The following is a 20520-nucleotide window of genomic DNA, read 5'->3' as shown; positions in this document are numbered from 1 at the left end:
GTTTATTGGTTTTCAAAAACAGTGTTCATCAAACCGTTCCATCATGGCAGCGGCAAAAACGGCGTCTGCGGTGTCTGTCAAATGCCGATGAATACGCAGTCAAACCCGAATATCGTACCGTTCGGTATCTTTTTATGGCGTTTCGCCGTTATCCTTTATAATACCCCGATTATTTTCTGTTTTATTTCCAAAGGAACCGCATCATGTCCGAATGGTCAGCTCCAGAATTCGAATCCAAAATTTGTCCGCCCGAAAAGCTGGCGGAGCGTTTGGCGGCGTTGCCCCGTCCGCTGGTGTTTACCAACGGCTGTTTCGATATTCTCCACCGAGGCCATGTAACGTATCTGGCACAGGCGCGATCGGCCGGTGCGGCTTTGGTATTGGCGTTGAATACCGATGCTTCGGTGCGCCGTCAGGGCAAAGGGGACGATCGTCCGATTAATCCTTTGGAAAACCGCGCGGCAGTGGCTGCGGCATTGGCGAGCGTGGATTTGGTTACATGGTTTGATGACGACACGCCGGCCGCGCTGATTGAAATGGTCAAACCCGATGTATTGATTAAAGGCGGTGATTGGCCTGTGGATAAAATTGTCGGTGCGGCCGAGACGTTTGCGCGCGGTGGCAAAGTATTTTCGATTCCGTTTTTACACCAGACTTCGACCACCAAAACGTTGGCGAAAATCCGCGAAGCCGGAGGAGGCGCATGACGGATTTGAACAGCCGCCATTGGGCCTTGCTCGCCGCGCTTTCAGACGGCCTGCCACAACACGTTTCTCAGCTGGCGCGTGCGGCCGGGATGAAGCCGCAACAATTAAACGGATTTTGGCAGCAGATGCCGGGACATATCCGCGGTTTGCTGCGCCAGCATGACGGGCAATGGCGCTTGGTGCGCCCATTGGCTGTGTTTGCCGAAGAATCTCTGCAACAAATGGCCGGGAAACATGGTTTTCGCGCGCAGTTGAAACACGAATGCTCGTCCAGCAACGATGAAATCATGGCGTTGGCGCGCCGGTCGGCAGGTTTGGCGCACAAGGCCTTGTGTGTGGCGCATTTTCAAACCAAAGGGCGCGGACGGCAGGGGCGAAGCTGGGTCAACCGACAGGGCGAATGCTTGATGTTCAGCTTGGGCTGGGCGTTTGACAAGCCGCAGTATGAGCTGGGTTCGCTGGCGTTGGTGGTGGCATTGGCTTGCCGCCGCGCGCTTGCCGATATCGGTTTGAACGTGAACATCAAGTGGCCGAACGATTTGGTCGTGGCCAACGATAAATTGGCCGGCGTGTTGATTGAAACGACGCGGGTGGAGAATAAAACCGTCGCCGTCATCGGCATCGGCATTAATTTTGTATTGCCGAAAGAAGTGGAAAACGCTACTTCCGTGCAGGCTTTGTTTCAGACGGCCTCTAAGCAGGGCGTAAGCGTCGAAGCCTTATTGAATGCGGTGTTGGCGCAACTCGATGCGCTGCTGAACGAATACGCGCAAAACGGATTCGCGTCATGTGTCGGCGAATACGATGCCGCCAACCGCGACACAGGCAGGCCGGTCTTGCTGCTTCAAGAAGGGCGCGTTGTCCACGAAGGCATAGTCAAAGGCGTGGACGCACAAGGCGCGTTGCGTTTACTGACGGGCGAGGGTGAGAAAACCATCGTCAGCGGCGAAATCAGCTTGCGCCCGGATAACCGCCCGGCACAACCTGCCGCTGCGAAACCGGAACGCTTTTTGTTGCTGGACGGCGGCAATAGTCAGTTGAAATGGGCGTGGGTGGAGAACGGCACATTTTCTGAAGTCGGCCGCGCGCCGTATCGTGATTTGACCCAGCTGGGCGAAGAATGGCTGCGATTTGCCGATGAAGGTGTGAAGATTGTCGGTTGCGCCGTGTGCGGTTCGGTAAAAAAAGCGATGGTTGAAGAACAATTAACCCGTCCGGTCGAATGGCTGTCTTCCATGCCGCAGGCTTTGGGCATCCGCAACCATTACCGCCGCCCTGAAGAACATGGTTCCGACCGCTGGTTTAATGCGCTGGGCAGCCGCCGCTTTACGCAAAACGCCTGCGTCGTCGTCAGCTGCGGTACTGCCGTAACCACCGACGCGCTGACGGAAGACAATCATTATCTCGGCGGCACCATCATGCCCGGTTTCCACTTGATGAAAGAGGCGATGGCGCTCAAAACCGCCAACCTCAACCGCCCCATCGGCAAGGTATATCCGTTCCCAACCACAACGCCGAACGCCATTGCCAGCGGCATGATGGATGCCGTTTGCGGCGCGCTGATGATGATGCATGGCCGTCTGAAAGACAAAACGGGCGGGGGCAAACCGGTCGATATTATTATCACGGGCGGCGGCGCGGCCAGAGTCGTGCAAGCCTTGCCCGAGGCATTTGTTCATGACAATCAAGTGAAAATCGTCGATAATCTCGTGATTCACGGGCTCTTGCATTGGATTGCCCATCGCAACGGACAATAAAAAGGAAAACGCATCATGAAATGGCTGTTTGCGGTCTTGGTCGCACTCAACATCATTGTTTTTGGCAGCATGGTTGCCTATCGGACACAACATAAAACCGCCAAACCCGAATCGGCCTTGGAAGGCGGCACGCACGAATTATTGCGCCCGTCTTCTTTGGACGCGCCCAAAGCCGAGCCTCAGCAGGCATCGCAACCCGATTGGGTGGCGGATGAATCAGACGGCCTGATGATGGCAGAACCCGAATCCGAAGAAGCGGAAGCTTTGCGTAAAAAGCAAGAAGCGCAGCAGTTGAAAGAGAAAAAAGAAAAAATGCGCCGCGAGAAAGAGGCGCAAGAACGCCGCGCAGCCGAAGAAGAGATGGACGCGGCCGGTGTGGAACGCTTGTGTACCAGCAGCGCCACCGTGGTGATGGATGAAGACGATTACCACCGCATCAAAGGCCTGTTGGGCAAATGGCCCCATGCGGCCAGCCGCAGTATCGAAAAACGCAACGGCGCATCCGGTGGCGAAACTTCTTCCAAAACCTTCCGCGTGGTCTTGCCTGCCGACGGCGACACTTCCGCCCAGCTTGATGCCTTGGGCAGCCGTGGTTTTAGCGGCAGCATTCACAACGGCGAAATCAGCATTGACGTAACACGCAGCCGCTCTTCCGCCCAAGTTTTGATTTCACGCTTGTCCAGCGCAGGTTTCGGCGGCGCGCGCATTGTCGAACAGGAAGACAGAAGCGCACCCGATACCGGTTTGAGCGTAGCGCGCATGACCGTGGTCTTTATGGCGGTCGACGAGCGCGATGCCCAAGACATCAGAAACATTGTCGGCCGTTATGGCAAGTTGAACATGAAAACCTGCCGATAATCAGGTCTATTCAGTTTCAGACGGCCTGATCAGCAGTCGGCCAAGCCTGATAAACCGAACGCCACAAAACACGAAACCCACTGTATCGGCAGTGGGTTTCGTGTTTTTCGGTTTTGAGTATCTGATATAAAGGGGAACAGGTATGTTTCGTATATGCGCACTCCGAGTATCAAGAGATAATGGGGAAGAGGGGGATAAAATCTGTCGTTTAATGGCTCGGATTAGGACGTCTTCCGAGTGGGTTTGATTATACGCTAATAATAACTATTATCAATAGCAAAACTAAAAAAATAAGGGGTTTTTCTATAATAGATTGTTTTATATGGAAATTAAGTTTCTGTATTGGCTTTGCTGTGATTGAAAAGGCCGTCTGAATAACAGACGGCTTATGGGGCTATTAGAATTTAGGTAGTGAGCAACCTTCTGGAACTGCTATGGTACATTGTGAGTATCCTGAAGTTTGGCAGGCTTTTAAGGCTTTATCCTCTACAAGACCGGGAGCTTCTGAGCGAGGAAAAGACATCCATTGGCCATTTAACTTTCCTTTTGCAACAGCAAGACACCCATTTCTTACCCATGCCTTTACTTTACATGGTGCGTTTTTCCCATTTTGCTCACAGGCCTTAATTGCTCCTTTTTTTGCTACTTCAAGAGAGGGAGCATTTATGGCATCTGCAGAAATGCCTGTTTTAAGATTAATAGCCCATGCACCGTATCTTGAAGGAACATCGATATTGACAACGCTTGGTTGGCTCTGAGCCGAACCATTATTAGAAGATTGAGGTCTGCCAACGTTATATAGAATTTGTCTGCCTGAGCTGTCGATAATACGGCAAGTTCCAGTTGCAGGTTGGTATTCACCGCCACAGCCGTTGGCATAAACATTAAGGCTTGCCAGTCCTAGCAATACAACAAGTAACTTTTTCATTTCAATTCCAATCTATTATTTGAATCTTTATTAGTCTGATGTTACATAAATAATACTATGATTTGTTATCTTCTTTTGGAAGTTAAATTTCGGTATCGGCTTTGCTGTGATTGAAAAGGCCGTCTGAATAAAGACGGCCTTTTGACTATTAGAATTTAGGTAGTGAGCAGCCTTCGGTAGTGGTAATCCTACATTGTGGTAGCCCAGACTCTTGGCATTTCTTTAAGGCTTCTGCTTCAGCAAGTCCTGGATCGGTTATACCGAAAAAATTTCTCCATTTTTTACCATCTTTTCCTTGAGCGACAGCGATACAGCCATTTCGAACCCAGGCCTCAACTTTACATGGTTTATTTTGTCCATCTCGTTCGCAGGTTTTAATAGCTTGTCTTTTCGCGGCAGCAAGTGAATCCATCTCAAGTGCTCCACCTGACATACCTGTTTTGGGATTATTTGCCCATGCTCCATATTTTGAAGGGACTTTAATATGAATAATTTCCGTAGGCTGGTTCCGTTGGTGCTGACGAGATGACGCGCAGTTAGGATTGTATCCGTATTGACATAAACCAGGGTCATTTTGTAATGCGCCCCTAGTCGCATCATAGGTAGGATTGGCAACGCAAACATTAAGACTTGCCAGTCCTAGCAATACAACAAGTAATTTTTTCATTTTAAGTCCAATCTATTTATTATTTGAATCTTTATCAGCCTGCCGCTGCATCAATCATACGATGATTTGTTATCTTCTTTACGCGGCTGACGTTGAAATAGGGCAAGGCAAACGTTTTAGCCCTATATTCCTATGTTTCAGACGTCCTTTTGATTTGTTTCAATCACTCATAAACCCAAGCAATCAACATATCCAAAGCCATATAAAATACCGTATAATCAAGGCCAAATTAACTTTGCCTGTTTGTCGGGCCGTCTGAAAAATTATGCAACAAACCTATGCCGCTGTACAGCGAGATTTGCTCGAAGCCAACCACCTTTCCCCCGATTTGCTCGCCCAAAGCCTGAGCATTATCGGCGCCAACCATGTCGATTATGCCGACATCTATTGTCAGCGTACTGCCTATGAAAGCTGGCATTTGGAAGAAGGCATCGTCAAATCGGGCAGCTTCCAAATCGATCAGGGCGTGGGTGCGCGTGCCGTTTCGGGCGATAAAACCGCTTTTGCCTACGCCGACAGCCTGTGTATCGATTCGATCAACCGCTCTGCCAAAGCCGTTCGCGTGATTGGTGCGGCCGGTGGCGAGGCCAGCGTCAAAGTGCCGACACCTGCCTACGGCAAGCCTGTCCACATGGCGATTGACCCTATTGCCAGCCTCGATTCCGCTGCCAAAGTTGCGCTGTTAAACAAAGTCGAAACGCTGGCCAAAGCCGCCGATCCGCGTATCGTGCAAGTGATGGCCGGTTTGACCTGCGAATACGATATGGTGTACATCGCCCGTCTGGACGGTAAACACGCTGCCGATATCCGCCCGATGGTGCGCATGAATGTAACCGTCATTGCCAAGCAGGGCGAGCGTCGCGAGCAGGGCAGCGCGGGCGGCGGCGGACGTTATGATTTGGCGTATTTCGATGAAAACTTGGTGCATCGGTTTGTCGATTCCGCCGTCAAACAAGCGCTGACCAATCTCGAATCCCGTCCTGCGCCTGCCGGCGAGATGACCGTCGTTTTGGGCAACGGCTGGCCGGGCGTGTTGTTGCACGAAGCGGTCGGACATGGTTTGGAGGGCGATTTCAACCGCAAAGAAACCAGCGTTTTCTCCGGCCGAATCGGTGAGCGCGTGGCCGCCAAAGGCGTGACCGTTGTGGATCAAGGCGATATTGCCGACAGACGCGGTTCGCTCAATATCGACGACGAAGGCAACGAAACCCGCCGCACGGTATTGATTGAAGACGGTATTTTGGTCGGCTATATGCAGGACGAGACCAACGCCCGCCTGATGGGCACGCAATCAACCGGCAACGGCCGCCGCGAAAGTTACGCTTCCGCGCCTATGCCGCGCATGACCAATACTTTTATGGAAAACGGCGGCTATGATCCGGAAGAAATCATCGCGTCCATCGACAAGGGCATTTACGCGGTCAACTTCGGCGGCGGACAAGTGGACATTACCAGTGGCAAGTTTGTGTTCAGCGCATCTGAAGCGTGGTGGGTGGAAGGCGGCAAGCTGCAATACCCTGTCAAAGGTGCAACCATCATCGGCAACGGCCCCGAAGTGCTGAAACACGTTTCCATGATAGGCAACGACTCCGCGCTCGACAGCGGCATCGGCGTCTGCGGCAAAGAAGGGCAGAGCGTTCCCGTCGGCGTCGGACAACCGACCCTGAGGATTGATGCCGGACTGACCGTCGGCGGTAGCGAAATTTAAACGGCAGGCCGTCTGAAAGGTTTCAGACGGCCTTTTACATTAGGATAAAACCATGCAGGAAGAGAATCGGAAATCAAGTTTTCCCATAGTAATGTTGCTGGTGTCGGTTGCCCTTTGGATGGCGTCTTTGTCCAATGTTGCATTTTATTTGGGCAATCATGAAAGCATGAAGGGTTTGACCGTTTTGATTTTGGGGTCGATATTTGCTTCTTTGGATATCAGGTATTGTGCGGCCTATGCAAATTATGTTTGGTTGGCGGCCATTGTGTTGCTGGCATTGCGGAAGAAGGTCGTGCCTGTCCATGCGGCGCTTTGGGGCTTGGCGCTGGTGGCTTTTAGTGTGAAAGCCGTACACGTCGATGAAGCAGGAAATACGGCGGATATCGTGCGTTACGGTGCAGGATTTTATTTGTGGTATGCCGCATTTGCTGTTGCCACCATCGGCACGTTTGCCGGAAAGAATAAGGAAAGAAAAGCCGCAACGCTGGCAGATGGGACGAAAAATGACGCTTGATGAATGGTTGCGCCAATCGGCACTGCCCAAAAACGAAGCGCGGATGTTGTTGCAATATGCGCTGAGTTACACGCGCGCGCAGCTGGTTACACGCGGTACGGACGATTTGGCAGAATCTGCCCTGCAAACCTTGGAGACTTTGGCGCAACGCCGTCTGAAAGGCGAGCCGATGGCCTATCTGTTGGGCGAACGCGAGTTTTACGGACGACGCTTTGCCGTCAATCCGCATGTGCTGATTCCACGTCCTGAAACCGAGCATTTGGTGGAAGCCGTGCTCAAACGCTTGCCGCCGCAAGGCCGCGTGTGGGATTTGGGAACGGGCAGCGGCGCCATTGCCGTGACCGTCGCGCTTGAACGCGTTGATGCCGATGTTCGCGCATCCGACATCAGCGTCGGTGCTTTGGATACCGCCCGTCAAAATGCGGCAGAATTGGGTGCAAAAGTTGAATTTGCGCAGGGTTCGTGGTTTGATACCGACAGGCCGTCTGAAGGCCGATACGATGTGATTGTTTCCAATCCGCCGTATATTGAGGATGGCGATGAACATTTGTCGCAGGGCGATTTGAGGTTTGAACCGCAAAACGCGCTGACCGACTTTTCAGACGGCCTCAGCCATATACGCCACATTACCCAAGAAGCCCCCAAATACCTGAAAGCCAACGGTTGGCTGCTGTTTGAACACGGCTATGACCAAGGCGAAGCGGTGCGGAACATTATGCTGGAGAACGGTTTTGCCGAAGTGGCAACCGAACAGGATTTGGCAGGATTGGACAGGGTTACGCTGGGGCGTTTGCCTGCTTAGCGGGCATGGTTTGTCGGAATATAAAAAAGGGCGTGTCGATCACGCCCTTTTGGTTTTCTGGTTTGTCTGTTCAGACGGCCTGGTTTAACGCCAAGCAGCGACGAACTCCGCCCAGTGTTGTTTTTCTTCGGCTTGTGCGGCCAGATAGTGTTTGATGCGTTTGATTTCGACTTCGTATTCGTCGGCATCGAGCGCGCCGCTCATCATGCGAAAGCGCATATACATCAGGTAGGTATTGGCGGCATCGGTTTCGCAATAGTCGCGGATGTCTTTCAGACGGCCTGCGTGATAAGCGTCCCAAACCTTGCTGCCGTCCATACCCAGTTTGCCGGGGAAGCCGCAGAGTTTGGCCATATCGTCCAAAGGCACGCTGGCACGCGGTTGGTAGAGGGCGAGCAAATCCATCAGGTCACAATGGCGGGTGTGGTAGCGGCTGATGTAGTTGTTCCACTTAAAGTCGCGACTGTCGCCAAAATCGCCGTCGCCCATGTCCCAATAGCGGGCGGCGCTGATGCCGTGTATCAGGGCGCGGTAGTGGAGGACGGGCAGGTCGAAACCACCGCCGTTCCAGCTGACGAGTTGCGGCGTATAGTTTTCGATGACCTCGAAAAACTTGGCAATCATGACTTCTTCGCTGTCTTCGGGATCGCCGATGGTGCTGACGCGGATTTTGTCCTGACCCCAGCGCATACAGCAGGAGATGGCGACGACTTGGTGCAGATGGTGTTGCATAAAGTCGCTGCCGGTTTTGGCGCGGCGTTGCTGTTGGGCAAACAGGACGACTTCGTTGTCGGGCAAATCGGCAGGCAAATCGTAAAGCAGGCGGATGCCGTTTACGTCGGGAATGGTTTCGATGTCGAAGGCGAGTATCGGGGTCATGGCGTGATCGGGTTGGATAAGGAATGATGCCATTGTGGCATGACGGCGCAGATAAAAAAAGAGGCAATCCCCCACAGGATTGCCCCAATACCTCAAATCAGAGATTTACGCTTCACAAACAATACAGGCTTTCACCTGCGGCTTTACAGATGCAGCTCAACTCTGCACCGGTAAACTTTCATTTCGGGTATTGCGCCGAAATCCTCTAAAAATACTGCAATTGCTTGCAATATCAGAAAACTGCTTACAAAAACATCTAAAACCGGCTGAGGCCGTCTGAATGCTTTGTAATTTGATGTAGTGAAATTTACGCGAAATTTTACAGTTTGCCAAGTATTTTTTTCTGAAGATTTGGTTTAGGGTAAATTGCGGTTATTGTCATATTTTTGCAATTAAATTTCATAATTAATTTAAAATTAGATGTTTATTTTGTGTTTCTTGTTTTAAATTTAATTTAATTTCATATTTTGAATGATTAAAATTTGTTTTATTTTAAAGGTTATTTTATAACATTTTGTTTTTAAATGAAATTAAATTTAACATATAAATGAAAAGGGTATTGAATAGAGCATTTTTTATTTGAGAAAAAATATAAGGTTGTTTGAAAGTTTCAATTGCCTTGAAAAAAGTTGTTTTTAAAGCATTTAAAGTGGAATTTGATTTGATTGTTTGAAATTGAAGCCGAGATTGGGTTTGATACAATTAAAATGAAAAAGCGGCAAAAGAAAGGTTTTGCCGCTTTTTCATGCTTAAATTGTAATTTTATGTAGTCAGTAAAAGCTGCTTTCGCCTTCGGGACGGGTTTTGAAGCGTTTGTGCAGCCAGAAATATTGTTCGGGATGCTCGCGTACCCGCTCTTCGATGAAGTCGTTCATGCGCTGGGTGTCGGCTTCGACATTTTCGGTCGGGAAATTGTCCCAAGCCGGATAGAAGCGCAGGGTTACGGTATTGTCGGCTTCACGCGTGGGGATGGCGGGAATGATTTTGGCTTTGGTCATGCCGGCGATACGGCTGAGGCCGGTAATCGTGGCCGTCTGAATACCGAAGAAATTGACGAAAATGGAATCGTTGCGGCCGAAGTCTTGGTCGGGCAGATAAAGAAAGGGCGCATCGCTTTTGCGCAGGTGTTTGATGATGGCGCGCAGGCCTTCTGTGCGGCCGATCAGGAAAACATTGTTGTAGCGGTGGCGGCCTTTCAGGATTTGCTCGTCCAGGGCTTTGTTTTTTTGGTGCGAATACATACTCGTCAGCGGTACATCCTGATTGAGCGTGTAAACCGCCATTTCAAATGCGGTAAAGTGCGGATAGAGGATGATGACTTTTTCGCCGGCGGCGAGGGCTTCGTCGAGATGGTGTTTGTCTTGATAGCGCACCAACGAGCGCAGTTTGTCCGCAGGCGCGTACCAGTAGAGGCCGTATTCGAGCATCAGCTTTGCCATGTGTTGAAAATGGCGTTTGAGCAGGGCGGTGCGCTGGCTGTCGTTCAACTCAGGAAAGCATTTTTTGAGGTTGACCTCGCCGACTTTGCGGCGCGGTTTGACTGCGTAATAAGCGAGAATGCCGATCGCGTCGGCAATTTTGTGCAACACGCAAAAGGGCAGCAGGCGGATAAGGTAGAGAAAAAGGAAGGCGGCTTTCATGCAGGCTCGCTGTATGTGGGCAAAGGGCTATTATAACCGAAAGGCCGTCTGAAAACGGGCTGGAACACGATTTCAGACGGCCTGAATGTCGGCTTACCATTGGAAACGGCCGCGTTTGACCTGCAGGCCGTCGGGATTGAGTTGCGAAGCCAATCCGTGATTGCGCAGGGCGTGGGTGAGGGCGACGGCGAGTCCGTCGGCGGCATCGGCTTGCGGCGTGCCTGAAAGTGCAAGCATTTGAACCACCATATGCTGCACCTGCTCTTTAGCGGCCTTGCCCTTGCCGACCACCGCCTGCTTGACCTGAAGCGCGGTGTATTCAAACACGGGCAAGCCGTGCATGACCAAAGCGGCAATCGCCGCTCCGCGCGCCTGACCGAGCATCAAAGTCGCGGCCGGGTTGACGTTGACAAACACTTGTTCGATGGCCGCCTGATGCGGCTGATAGTGGCGGATAATTTCGTCGATATGGCGGACAATCACGGCGATGCGTTCGGAAAGCGACGCGCCGGTTGGCGTTTTGATACAGCCGGAAGCAACATAATGATGCTCGCGGCCGTGGGCATCGATAACGCCGAAGCCGGTCACGCGGCTGCCGGGGTCGATGCCGAGAATGCGTGTGGGTTGGGAGTGGGACATAGTGCGTGTTTAAAGTAATCGGTGTTTCAGGGCAGGCAGGCGCGTGCGCACGCTTTGCAGGCGCGCGGTATCCAAATCGGCACAAATCACGCCTTCGCCTTCGGGCAACGTCGCCAACACATCGCCCCAAGGGTCGATAATCATACTGTGGCCGAATGTGCGGCGGCCGCTTTCATGCAGTCCGCCTTGTGCCGATGCAATGACGTAGCATTGGTTTTCCACCGCGCGGGCGCGCAGCAGCAATTCCCAGTGCGCCTTGCCGGTCGTGTAGGTAAACGCAGCCGGCAACAGCAAAACATCAAACGGCTGCTGCGCGCGGAAAAACTCAGGAAAGCGCAAATCGTAGCAGACCCCGGCCGCCAGCGGAACATCGTCCACGCTTAACTTCGGCACATCGCTGCCCGCCAGTATCGTATCGGCTTCGGCGTAGCGTTCGCCCAAACCGGAAAAGCCGAAAAGGTGCATTTTGTGGTAAAGCCCGATTCGGTTGCCGTCGCGGTCATACACCAGCATCGTGTTCATCACCTTGCCCGCGTCTGGGCTTTGCAGCGGAACCGTACCGCCAAACAACACCACGCCGCATTCCCTTGCCGTTTCGCTTAAGGCCGTCTGAAAACGGGTGTCGTAGGTTTCGCCAACGCGTCCATCGTCCAAAGGCTCGGCAAATGCCAGCTTGTCCGTATCGTTTTTGCCCATCAGCGGCCAATATTCGGGCAACAACACCCAATCCGCCCCTTGTTCGGCCGCCTCGCGGACAAGGCGTTTCATCGTGGCAATATTGGTTTCGGGGTCGGTGGACGACACCATTTGCACAGCGGCGGCGCGTAAAGAGCGCATCATCAAAACTCCTGTCAGATTTTGCAAGAATTGTAACTTGTTTACGCACAAGGCCGATACAATCGCCCCACAATTCCTCTCCAAAAAAGGATAAACCATGAACTTGAAACTTCTCCTCACTGCCGCACTTTCCACCGCCGCACTCGCCGCACATGCCGACGTACAGCTTTACGGCAGCATCAAAAGCGGCATCGAAACCTCGCAAACCCATTTCGGCGGCCAAACACGCAGCAGCACCGCCATTGCCGACCAAGGCAGCCACATCGGCCTGCGCGGCTCGCATCCGATAGGCGGTGGAACGAATTTTATTTGGGAAGTCGAACAAGATACACCGGTCGGCAAAAGCAGCTCCATCCGCCAAGACTGGCGCGAACGCCGTGAGAATTTTGGCCGTTGAAGGAAAGATTGGATAGTAAAGGCCGTCTGAAAAATCAGGATAACTGGTTTTCAGACGGCCTTTGTTCTTATAATAGCGGTTTATTGTTTTCACACACCCAGCAACGGAGTTTCCATGCAGTTTTCAGCATTCGGCGAAAAATTCACGCAACACAGTGGTATTTTGCAATTGATGGACGATTTGGGCGACGCGCTCAAAAGCGACAAACCCGTCAATATGCTTGGCGGTGGCAATCCGGCGAAAATTGCGGAAGTCAATGCCGTGTTCGCCGATGTGTTCTCCAAACTGGCGGCGGAACATGCTGTTGAGAATATCGGCAATTATTCCAATCCGCAGGGAGATGCGGCGCTGATTGACGCGTTGACCGCCTTTCTCAACCGCGAATACGGCTGGAACCTGACCGCCGACAATATCGCGCTGACCAACGGTTCGCAGAACGCGTTTTTCTATTTATTCAACCTCTTCGGCGGCAAATTCAAGGTTTCAGACGACCTTTCCGTAGAGAAAGCCATCCTGCTGCCGCTCGCGCCCGAATACATCGGCTATGCCGACGTGCATGTCGAAGGGCAGCACTTTGTTTCCGTCAAACCGAAAATCGAAGCTGTCGAACACGAAGGCGAAGCAGGTTTCTTCAAATACCGCGTGGACTTTGACGCGCTGGAGAGCCTGCCTGAATTGAAAGCGGGCAAAATCGGTGCGATTTGCTGTTCTCGCCCGACCAACCCGACCGGTAATGTGCTGACTGACGGCGAGATGGCGCGTTTGGACGCGTTGGCGCAGGAACACGGGATTCCGCTGATTATCGACAACGCTTACGGAATGCCGTTCCCGAATATTATTTACAGCGATGTGACGCTCAACTGGCACGAAAACATCATCCTCTGCTTCAGCCTTTCTAAAATCGGCCTGCCCGGCGTGCGTACCGGCATTATTGTCGCTGCGCCGGAAGTGGTTAAAGCCGTCAGCAGTTTGAATGCGATTGTGAACCTGTCGCCAACCCGTTTCGGCGCGGCGATTGCGGCGCCGCTGTTAAACGACGGCCGTCTGAAACAGTTGGCCGACCAAGTGATTCAGCCGTTTTACCGTCGGCAGGCGCAAACGGCGGTTTCCCTGCTCAAACGCGAATTGGGTGCGTATCCGTTAAAAATCCACAAGCCCGAAGGTGCGATTTTCTTGTGGCTTTGGTTTGAAAACCTGCCGGTTTCGTCGCAAACCTTGTACGAAATGCTCAAGGCTGAGGGCACGCTGATTATTCCGGGCGAGCATTTCTTTGTCGGCATCGATACGCAAGATTATCCGCACGCGGGCGAGTGCATCCGCATGAGCATTGCGCAGGACGCGGAAACGCTGGAAAAAGGCATCGCCGCGATCGGTCGCGTGGTGCGCGGTTTGTACGATAAAAAATAAATGCTTTGAATAGGCAAAGGCCGTCTGAAACGTGGAGAATCGGGTTTCAGACGGCCTTTTTTATTGGATTCAAACGTGGTGGATAACCAGTTTTTTGCCTTCGTAATCGAGGACGTTGACGTCCATATCGAATAGGGATTTGATGTTTTCGGCGGTGAAAATGTCGTTGGGTGCGCCCTGCATGGCGACTTGGCCGTTTTTCATGGCGACAACGTGGTCGGCGTAGGCGGCGGCCTGGTTGATGTCGTGCAGGACGACGACGGTGGTGCGTTTGTACTCGTCGGTCAGCCGGCGCAGGATCTGCATGAGGGAGCGGGCATGATACATGTCGAGGTTGTTCAGCGGTTCGTCCAATAAAACGTAGTCGGTGCGCTGGCAGAATACCATGGCAATCATGGCGCGTTGGCGTTGACCGCCGGAAAGCTCGGTCAGGTAGCGGTCGGCGAAGCCTTGCAGGTGGAACTCGGCGAGTGCTTCTTCGACGATGGTTTTATCCGTTTCAGACGGCCTGCCTTGGTGGTAGGGATAGCGGCCGAACATGAGCAGGTCGCGCACGGTAATGCGGCTCATGATGCTGTTTTCTTGGGTGAGGATGGAGAGCGTGCGGGCGAGTTCGGCGGTGGGGGTGGTTTTGATGTCTTTGCCTGCGTAGCTGATGTCGCCGTGTACCAAGGGCTGTAGGCGCGCCATAAAGGAGAGGAGGGTGGACTTGCCTGCGCCGTTCGGGCCGATTAGCGCGGTAATGCCGCCTTCGGGGATGTCGAGGCTGACGTCGTTGAGGATGGGGTTGCTGCCGATGGTGTGGCTGACGTTGCGGATGGTAATCATAGGCGGATTCGAGTATGGAAAACTTGGGGTTTCAGACGGCCTTTCAGCGTGAGGCCGTCTGAATTTTATTTCTGTATGGAATGGTTAGATTTCGCTGACGGTCACAAATTCGGGATTGTCGGCTTGATCTATCAGGAAGGCGCGGACTCGTTCTTGCCAAAGCTCGCCGAATTGTTTGAGTTCGTCGGCACTTGCGCTGCCGCTGACGGCTTTGGGCATGATGTCGCGCATTTGCGGCGCGAAGGGTTGGAGCGCGGCGTTGAGGCTGACGGCAACGGTTTTGCCGGTATCGCGGCGGCGGAGTGCGAGTGTGCCGTTGATTTCGCCTGCACCAAAGGACAATAAATGGCGGCGGGCAAAGCGTCCGGCAGGACCTACGCCGCCAAAGCCGGTTTCGGGTGCTGCGCCGGTAAGGAGTTGGACAACGGAAGCGGTAACGCCGGTTGTGCCTTCGTCACGCTCGCCCTGCATGAAGGCTTCGATGTCGCCGCGTTGCGGCAACTCTTCGCCGTAAAGGGCTTCCAGGCCTTTGATGACCATCAGGTAGGCACCGGCGACAGTCGGGCAGGAGTGGCCGCACAGGCGTACGGCATCGGCGTAGTGGTAAGTGAGGATGCCGTGTTCGGCTGCACCGAGGAAGTCGGCCAATGCGTCTTGGACGGTGACGGTCGGGGCTTGGTTGAAGAATGATGGGAAATGTTCTTGTGTCATGAGGGTTGTCCTTTGCGGGTTTGCCCGGGCCGTCTGAAATATTCAGACGGCCTTGGGCATGAATGTTATTTTAAGAGTATTTGTTTGTCCTGTATAAATTTTTCGGCCAGTTTTGTCGCACCGTGGGTGTTGAGGTGGTTGGTGTCGAAATATATCGGCAGGCCGTCTATGGTTTTATCTGCCGGAATCGGCCCCATGATGTTGACCCAATGCACGGCAGGCCGCTGTTTGACAATGTTTTCTATGGTCTTGTCGGCTTCGGCGGAGCGGGCGATTTCGGCTTTTTTATGCTCGGAAACGTATTGCATGTCGAGGCCGAGGCGTTGTTTCAGGTAATAATGGCGCAGGGGCAGTTGCGCGTTCATCGGCGTGTCGGCAAAGACGTAAACCTGCTTGCCCTGTTGAATCAGGGTGTCGAGCATTTTGCCGAAATGCTCCGTAAAACCGGGCTTGTCGGTATGCAGGAACCAACGTTGCGAGATAAAGACCACCGGATAGTTTTCGATCTTTTGTGCGATAAAGCGGTTGTAAGGGTTGCAACGGTCGGCACGGCGGTCGCTTTGCGGCAACATAAAGCCGAAGGCAACGCCGCAGCTGTTGGACGAGATAACGTCGGCGGCAAAGCCTTCCCGTTTGCCCACCATATCGATAAAGGGCGTCAGGTGGGCGGCGTGGGAATCACCCATCAGCAGGACTTTGCTGCTTTGGTTTTCCGCGCCGACAGCGCAGTCGGTTTTGATCAAGGTATCCGCGCAGATTTTACTTTCGTCAACTGTATATAGGTTTGCCTCGTATGCGGCCGGTTTGGCCGTCAGCAGGTAGCCGGCGGCAGGAATCAGCAGAGCGAAATAGGCGGCGATTACCCCGATGAATTTTGGGGTGGTGAAATTCTTTATCCGTCGCGCCGGTGTTTCGACGAAGTAATAGGACAAAACGGACAAGCCCGACATCAGCACCACGGCCAATACAATCGCGGACATCGGCAAAGCATTGTCCATGTAAACATAGCGCATGACGGCCAAGACCACCCAATGCCACAAATACAGCGAATAGGAAATCAAACCGATAAACACAACAGGCTTGAGGCTCAACAGTTTGGCGGTATTGAAGCCGTTTTGCGTCTGCAGGGTTTTGCCCGAGTAAATCAAGCCGCCGACCGCCGTACAGCACAGCAGCCGTTCGATATTACCTTCACCGGGCAACACGCCGTAAGGAAGCAGCAACATGGCGGCAATCACCGCCATCATCGCCCAGCCGACCAAAGGCGTGCTGAAGCGGTCGTTGTTTTGCGAGGGCGGAATAAAGGCGAAAAGCGCGCCGATCAGCAGCTCGTATGCGCGCACATAAGGCAGGAAATAAGGGTCCATGCCGAAGGTGGGCAAAAAGACGGACAGCAGGCTCAATACAATCAGCAAAAGGATGAATTGGCGGATGCTGCGCCCTTTGCTGAAGCGGAAAAAGGCAATCAGCAAAACCGGAAAAACAAAGTAAAACTGCTCTTCCAGCGATAAAGACCAAATGTGTTGCAAAGGTTTTTCTGCCGCGTCGGCATCAAAATAACCGCCGCGCCGTGCAAAAAACAGGTTGGCCGAAAACAGCAACGCAAACACTGCCGATTTGACGTATTGGCGCAGGTCGAATGCCAAAAAGAAAAGGGCGGCCGCCGCGGTTGTACACACAAGTACAAAAGAGAAAACGGGCAAAATGCGTTTCGCGCGTCGTTTGTAAAACTCTAAAAACGAAAAACTGCCGTTTTGCATTTCGCGGCTGATAATGGTGGTAATCAGATAGCCGGACAAAACGAAAAACATATCCACGCCGAGAAAGCCGCCGGGCAGCCAAGCGGCGTCGATGTGGAAAATAATAACGGCCAAGACGGCCAAAGCTCGGATGCCGTCCAAGTCGGGACGGTATTTTAATGTCGTACTCATTTTTTGTAATTTTAGTAAATTTAGTGATGTTTACTATGAGTACATGTCAGAAATTTAGTTTCATTTCAATGGTTAAATATTTTTTAACACGGGTTTCAGACGGCCTGAAGCTGTTTGGGCACATTTAATTTATTTCTTTTTCAACACCAAATATAAAAATACTAATCCGCCTGCAAATTCGACGACCACGCTCAATACGGCCTGCATGCCGAGGAAGTGTTCGAAGATGGTTTGCCCGCCGACCAGCAGGATGCCGCCGACACAAAAAGTCATCGGCAGGCGGACGGAATGTTTGACCGACGGGGAGAAATGGTTGGCCAGCGCGGCAACCAGCAGGCCGAAAAAGCTCACGGGGCCGACAACGGCGGTCGCGGTCGCAACCAGCGCGGCGATCCATAGCAGCAGCCATAAGGTATTGCGCGTGTAGTTGATGCCCAAATTAATGGCCTGATTGCGGCCGAGCAGGTAAACGTCGAGGCGGTGGCGTTCGCGCCAGATCACGGTGGCGCTGATGAGCAACACGACTGCGCCGATGCCCAACAATTCCGAGTGGACGGTATTGAAGGTGGCAAACATATTCGCCTGCGCGGCGGTAAATTCTTCGGGGTCAATCATGCGCGAAAGCAGCGACGACAGGCTGCGGAACAAAATCCCGAAAATCACGCCGATTAAAATCATGCGCGACAAATCGCGTCCGCCCTGTTTGATGAGCGTGTAAAACAGCAGCAGCGAGCCGCCCATCATGATGACCAGCTCAAAGCCGAATTTGCCCGTCAACGGCAGGGAAGCATAGCCCACGCCGCCGAGCGTAAACACCAGCAAGGTCTGCAAAAACACATACAGCGAATCGAAACCCAAAATCGAAGGGGTCAGAATCGGGTTGTTGGTCAGCGTTTGGAAAAGTTGCGTGGACACGCCGACCGCATAGGCGACCATCAGCAGCGCGGCAAGTTTGGTCAGGCGCAGGTTTAAAACAAAGTCCCAATCGCCTTTGACGTTGAGCGTCATAAACAGGGCGCAGGAAACCAGCAGCAGCGCAAAGGCGACCCACAACGGACGGCTGCTTCCTGCCATAAAATCGATATTTTTTTCAGACGGCATGAGCTGGTTTCCTTAATAAAAGCCACAAAAATAAAACCGTCCCCATTACGCCAAAAACCGTAGAGACCGGAATTTCAAACGGAAACACAATCACGCGTCCGACAATGTCGCACAGCAACACCAAAGACGCGCCCAGCAAGGCCACTGCCGGCAGGCTTTGGCGCAGCTTGTCACCCATCAGGCGGCTGATGATGTTCGGCACGACCAGGCCGATAAACGGAATATTGCCGACCGTCACGACCACCAAAGACGTAATCAGCGCCACAATAATCAGCCCCGACCACAGAATCGCCGTCCGGTTCAGCCCCAAGTTCACGCTCACCGTTTCGCCCAAACCCAAAATCGTCAGCTGGTCGGCAATCAAATAGGCAAACAAAGCCAAAACCCCCGTTGCCCACAACAGCTCATACCGCCCGAGCAACACGCCGGAAAAATCGCCCTGTTGCCACACGCCCAGCATTTGCAGCATTTCGTTTTGATACGCGATAAAGGTGGCCACCGCCTCAATCACGCCGCCGAAAATAATCCCGACCAAAGGCACCATCAGTTGCGCGGTCGGTGGCAGGCGGCGGATCAGCAGCATAAAGACCAACATCCCGATCAGCGCGGCAACGGCGGCAACTGACATTTTTGCCAGCAGCGGCGCGGCCGGAAGCAGCAGGGTCATCAACAGCAAACCCAAAGCCGCGCTTTGGCTTGCGCCCACCATTGACGGCTCGACAAAACGGTTGCGCATCAAAATCTGCATAATCATGCCGGCCACGGCCATCGATGCGCCTGTCAGCACAATGGCAAACGTGCGCGGCAGGCGGCTGATGAACATAACCTGTTGGCTGTCGGAGAGCGAAAACAGGGCGGACCAGTCGAATTGGGCGACCCCGACCGACAGGCTGACGGCAAACAATATCAGAAGCGCGATGCCGTTGATAAGGTTCAAATAAAAGGGCTTGTGAAACATAAACGATAAGGTCGTAAAAGAAACAAAGGCATTATTTTATAGTTGTATCGTTTTAAAAGATAACGAAGCAAACGGGCATTCTTGCCCGTTTCAGACGGCCTGATGACCAAAATACAGCTTGGGCAAAGGCCGTCCGGATGCCGTGAAACGGAAGGGTGGGCATTGCCGCCCGCCGAAACAACTATTTCGCCGCGTTGAATGCGTCGGCAACCTGTTTGGAAGCGTTCAGCAATTCTTGCGCGCCGCCGGCCGCCAAATAAGTTTCAGGAACAAGGTAAACCACCTGTCCTTTTTTCCAGGCGTTCGTTTCAGCGACCAGCGGATTGTTCAACACATCTTTTGCCGCCTGGCCTTCTTCGCCGATGGCCGCGCCGCGGTCAAGGACGAACAACCAATCAGGGTTTTTCTCTTTCAAGTATTCAAAGCTGATGGGCTGGCCGTGGCTGCCTTCTTTAATCGATTCATCGACAGCGGGAACGCCGATGTCTTTGTGCAGCCAACCGCCCAAACGTGAAGAAGGGCCGAAAGCCGACATCTTGCCGCCGTTGACCAATACCACCAAACCCTTGCCTTTGCCTTGTGCCGCAGTTTTCGCCGCGTCAAACGAAGCATCGATTTCCGCTTTCAGCTTGTCCGCTTCGGCCTGTTTGCCGAAGATTTGCGCCAGCGCGTCGATGCGCTCTTTTGAGCTTTCTTTCAGATTGGCGGTTTCGGCGGTCATTTCGATGGTCGGCGCGATCTCGTTCAACTTATCAAACGCTTTGGCTGCACGGCTGCCGATGATGATGAGCTGCGGTTTGTAAGCGTTTAAGGCTTCGTAGTCAGGCTCAAACAGCGTGCCGGCAGGTTTGGTCGTTTTGAAATATTCGTCCAAGTAGGGTAGGCGGTTTGTGTCGACGGACAAACCGGTTTTTACGCCCAGTTTGTTTAAAGTGTCGAGCATACCCAAATCGTAAACGGCGATACGCTCCGGATTTTGCGGTACTTTCACCTCACCGCGCGCCGTTTTCACGGTCAGGCCTGCGCCTTCGGTTTGGGCGGCAGAAGCGGAAGCAGTTTGGGCTTGGTTGGAAGCAGAATCTTTCGGTGAACACGCACCCAAAGCAAGGGTGCAGCATACGGCTAAAGCGGTCAAACGTAACATGGGGTTTCTCCGTGGTCGGGAATAAAGTAAATCGAAATGATAACTTGTATCGGATTATAAAGCTAGATGCCGTCTGAAAACTTTTGTTTTCAGACGGCTTTTTCAAG

20 protein-coding genes are annotated in these 20520 nt (G+C 52.7%); 8 read left to right on the top strand and 12 right to left on the bottom strand.

Going from position 1 to position 20520, the window contains the following annotated elements:
• The first annotated feature begins 200 nt into the window (after positions 1–200).
• Genes FOC66_RS07465 through FOC66_RS07455 form a run of 3 tightly spaced genes read left to right on the top strand, consistent with a single transcriptional unit; the run spans position 201 to position 3322 of the window.
• A complete protein-coding gene (locus FOC66_RS07465; protein ID WP_107723979.1) occupies positions 201–707 on the top strand; it encodes an adenylyltransferase/cytidyltransferase family protein in 507 nt (168 codons plus the stop codon).
• A complete protein-coding gene (locus tag FOC66_RS07460) occupies positions 704–2464 on the top strand; it encodes a bifunctional biotin--[acetyl-CoA-carboxylase] ligase/type III pantothenate kinase (protein ID WP_003749137.1) in 1761 nt (586 codons plus the stop codon). The genes FOC66_RS07465 and FOC66_RS07460 overlap by 4 nt, the downstream gene beginning before the upstream one ends.
• A 15-nt stretch (positions 2465–2479) precedes the next feature.
• Positions 2480–3322, top strand: coding sequence for a hypothetical protein (locus tag FOC66_RS07455; RefSeq protein ID WP_003749135.1), 843 nt, complete (start codon positions 2480–2482; stop codon positions 3320–3322).
• A 397-nt stretch (positions 3323–3719) separates the two neighbouring features.
• Here the strand turns inward: FOC66_RS07455 and FOC66_RS07450 are convergent, their stop codons facing one another.
• Together FOC66_RS07450 and FOC66_RS07445 are read right to left on the bottom strand one after the other, a co-directional pair.
• Positions 3720–4250 (bottom strand): DUF4189 domain-containing protein, encoded by a 531-nt coding sequence (locus FOC66_RS07450; RefSeq protein ID WP_081456517.1) that lies wholly within the window; start codon positions 4248–4250, stop codon positions 3720–3722.
• A 148-nt stretch (positions 4251–4398) separates the two neighbouring features.
• Entirely contained in the window at positions 4399–4917 is a 519-nt protein-coding gene (locus tag FOC66_RS07445; protein ID WP_081456516.1) for a DUF4189 domain-containing protein, read from the bottom strand.
• 265 nt (positions 4918–5182) lie between these two features.
• Here FOC66_RS07445 and tldD point away from each other — a divergent pair, with 265 nt between their 5' ends.
• Genes tldD through prmC form a run of 3 tightly spaced genes read left to right on the top strand, consistent with a single transcriptional unit; the run spans position 5183 to position 7941 of the window.
• Positions 5183–6625 carry a metalloprotease TldD gene (gene tldD / locus FOC66_RS07440; RefSeq protein ID WP_003749133.1) on the top strand — a complete coding sequence of 481 codons (1443 nt, stop codon included), beginning with the start codon at positions 5183–5185 and terminating at the stop codon, positions 6623–6625.
• 52 nt (positions 6626–6677) lie between these two features.
• Positions 6678–7139 carry a hypothetical protein gene (locus FOC66_RS07435; RefSeq protein WP_003749130.1) on the top strand — a complete coding sequence of 154 codons (462 nt, stop codon included), beginning with the start codon at positions 6678–6680 and terminating at the stop codon, positions 7137–7139.
• On the top strand, positions 7129–7941 hold the full coding sequence (gene prmC, locus FOC66_RS07430) for a peptide chain release factor N(5)-glutamine methyltransferase (protein ID WP_003749128.1): 813 nt from the start codon (positions 7129–7131) through the stop codon (positions 7939–7941). The genes FOC66_RS07435 and prmC overlap by 11 nt, the downstream gene beginning before the upstream one ends.
• An 84-nt stretch (positions 7942–8025) precedes the next feature.
• On the opposite strand, the gene FOC66_RS07425 is transcribed toward prmC, so the two are convergent.
• From FOC66_RS07425 to FOC66_RS07410, 4 genes are all read right to left on the bottom strand, one after another.
• Complete coding sequence (locus tag FOC66_RS07425; RefSeq protein WP_003749126.1) at positions 8026–8820, bottom strand: 3'-5' exonuclease; 795 nt, start codon at positions 8818–8820, stop codon at positions 8026–8028.
• A 770-nt stretch (positions 8821–9590) separates the two neighbouring features.
• A complete protein-coding gene (locus FOC66_RS07420; RefSeq protein WP_256388400.1) occupies positions 9591–10475 on the bottom strand; it encodes a lipid A biosynthesis lauroyl acyltransferase in 885 nt (294 codons plus the stop codon).
• A 78-nt stretch (positions 10476–10553) separates the two neighbouring features.
• Positions 10554–11099, bottom strand: a complete 546-nt coding sequence (gene ruvC / locus FOC66_RS07415) for a crossover junction endodeoxyribonuclease RuvC (protein WP_003749123.1) — start codon at positions 11097–11099, stop codon at positions 10554–10556.
• A 9-nt stretch (positions 11100–11108) separates the two neighbouring features.
• Complete coding sequence (locus FOC66_RS07410; RefSeq protein WP_003749122.1) at positions 11109–11939, bottom strand: carbon-nitrogen hydrolase family protein; 831 nt, start codon at positions 11937–11939, stop codon at positions 11109–11111.
• Between the two features lie 94 nt (positions 11940–12033).
• On the opposite strand from FOC66_RS07410, the gene FOC66_RS07405 reads away from it, so the two are divergent.
• Positions 12034–12333 (top strand): porin, encoded by a 300-nt coding sequence (locus FOC66_RS07405; protein ID WP_003749120.1) that lies wholly within the window; start codon positions 12034–12036, stop codon positions 12331–12333.
• Positions 12334–12447: 114 nt separating this feature from the next.
• Positions 12448–13740 (top strand): valine--pyruvate transaminase, encoded by a 1293-nt coding sequence (locus FOC66_RS07400; RefSeq protein ID WP_003749117.1) that lies wholly within the window; start codon positions 12448–12450, stop codon positions 13738–13740.
• A 69-nt stretch (positions 13741–13809) separates the two neighbouring features.
• On the opposite strand, the gene FOC66_RS07395 is transcribed toward FOC66_RS07400, so the two are convergent.
• The 6 genes from FOC66_RS07395 to FOC66_RS07370 all read right to left on the bottom strand — a co-directional run bounded on the left by FOC66_RS07395 (position 13810) and on the right by FOC66_RS07370 (position 20413).
• Positions 13810–14568, bottom strand: a complete 759-nt coding sequence (locus FOC66_RS07395) for an ABC transporter ATP-binding protein (RefSeq protein WP_003749115.1) — start codon at positions 14566–14568, stop codon at positions 13810–13812.
• Between the two features lie 84 nt (positions 14569–14652).
• Positions 14653–15279 (bottom strand): FmdE family protein, encoded by a 627-nt coding sequence (locus FOC66_RS07390; protein WP_003749113.1) that lies wholly within the window; start codon positions 15277–15279, stop codon positions 14653–14655.
• Between the two features lie 65 nt (positions 15280–15344).
• The gene (locus tag FOC66_RS07385) at positions 15345–17210 is read right to left on the bottom strand and encodes an acyltransferase family protein (protein WP_003749112.1); all 1866 of its coding nucleotides are present in this window, start codon (positions 17208–17210) and stop codon (positions 15345–15347) included.
• A gap of 129 nt (positions 17211–17339) precedes the next feature.
• A complete protein-coding gene (locus tag FOC66_RS07380) occupies positions 17340–18311 on the bottom strand; it encodes an iron chelate uptake ABC transporter family permease subunit (RefSeq protein WP_003749109.1) in 972 nt (323 codons plus the stop codon).
• Entirely contained in the window at positions 18301–19269 is a 969-nt protein-coding gene (locus tag FOC66_RS07375) for an ABC transporter permease (protein WP_003749107.1), read from the bottom strand. Before FOC66_RS07375 ends, FOC66_RS07380 begins: the two co-directional genes overlap by 11 nt.
• Before the next feature lie 181 nt (positions 19270–19450).
• Positions 19451–20413 carry a siderophore ABC transporter substrate-binding protein gene (locus FOC66_RS07370; protein WP_003749104.1) on the bottom strand — a complete coding sequence of 321 codons (963 nt, stop codon included), beginning with the start codon at positions 20411–20413 and terminating at the stop codon, positions 19451–19453.
• Positions 20414–20520: the final 107 nt, after the last annotated feature.

This window comes from Neisseria mucosa (genome assembly GCF_013267835.1).
In the GTDB taxonomy this organism is placed as follows: domain Bacteria; phylum Pseudomonadota; class Gammaproteobacteria; order Burkholderiales; family Neisseriaceae; genus Neisseria.
Note: the sequence above shows the minus strand (reverse complement) of the source record. Positions and strands in the feature narration are given on the sequence as shown.

What these genes read in the sequence shown, in the direction of transcription:
- FOC66_RS07460 (WP_003749137.1), top strand. Translation starts at nt 704, where the DNA reads ATGACGGATTTGAACAGCCGCCATTGGGCCTTGCTCGCCGCGCTTTCA.
- FOC66_RS07455 (WP_003749135.1), top strand. Translation starts at nt 2,480, where the DNA reads ATGAAATGGCTGTTTGCGGTCTTGGTCGCACTCAACATCATTGTTTTT.
- FOC66_RS07450 (WP_081456517.1), bottom strand. Translation starts at nt 4,250, where the DNA reads ATGAAAAAGTTACTTGTTGTATTGCTAGGACTGGCAAGCCTTAATGTT.
- FOC66_RS07445 (WP_081456516.1), bottom strand. Translation starts at nt 4,917, where the DNA reads ATGAAAAAATTACTTGTTGTATTGCTAGGACTGGCAAGTCTTAATGTT.
- tldD (WP_003749133.1), top strand. Translation starts at nt 5,183, where the DNA reads ATGCAACAAACCTATGCCGCTGTACAGCGAGATTTGCTCGAAGCCAAC.
- FOC66_RS07435 (WP_003749130.1), top strand. Translation starts at nt 6,678, where the DNA reads ATGCAGGAAGAGAATCGGAAATCAAGTTTTCCCATAGTAATGTTGCTG.
- prmC (WP_003749128.1), top strand. Translation starts at nt 7,129, where the DNA reads ATGACGCTTGATGAATGGTTGCGCCAATCGGCACTGCCCAAAAACGAA.
- FOC66_RS07425 (WP_003749126.1), bottom strand. Translation starts at nt 8,820, where the DNA reads ATGACCCCGATACTCGCCTTCGACATCGAAACCATTCCCGACGTAAAC.
- ruvC (WP_003749123.1), bottom strand. Translation starts at nt 11,099, where the DNA reads ATGTCCCACTCCCAACCCACACGCATTCTCGGCATCGACCCCGGCAGC.
- FOC66_RS07410 (WP_003749122.1), bottom strand. Translation starts at nt 11,939, where the DNA reads ATGATGCGCTCTTTACGCGCCGCCGCTGTGCAAATGGTGTCGTCCACC.
- FOC66_RS07405 (WP_003749120.1), top strand. Translation starts at nt 12,034, where the DNA reads ATGAACTTGAAACTTCTCCTCACTGCCGCACTTTCCACCGCCGCACTC.
- FOC66_RS07400 (WP_003749117.1), top strand. Translation starts at nt 12,448, where the DNA reads ATGCAGTTTTCAGCATTCGGCGAAAAATTCACGCAACACAGTGGTATT.
- FOC66_RS07395 (WP_003749115.1), bottom strand. Translation starts at nt 14,568, where the DNA reads ATGATTACCATCCGCAACGTCAGCCACACCATCGGCAGCAACCCCATC.
- FOC66_RS07390 (WP_003749113.1), bottom strand. Translation starts at nt 15,279, where the DNA reads ATGACACAAGAACATTTCCCATCATTCTTCAACCAAGCCCCGACCGTC.
- FOC66_RS07385 (WP_003749112.1), bottom strand. Translation starts at nt 17,210, where the DNA reads ATGAGTACGACATTAAAATACCGTCCCGACTTGGACGGCATCCGAGCT.
- FOC66_RS07380 (WP_003749109.1), bottom strand. Translation starts at nt 18,311, where the DNA reads ATGCCGTCTGAAAAAAATATCGATTTTATGGCAGGAAGCAGCCGTCCG.
- FOC66_RS07375 (WP_003749107.1), bottom strand. Translation starts at nt 19,269, where the DNA reads ATGTTTCACAAGCCCTTTTATTTGAACCTTATCAACGGCATCGCGCTT.
- FOC66_RS07370 (WP_003749104.1), bottom strand. Translation starts at nt 20,413, where the DNA reads ATGTTACGTTTGACCGCTTTAGCCGTATGCTGCACCCTTGCTTTGGGT.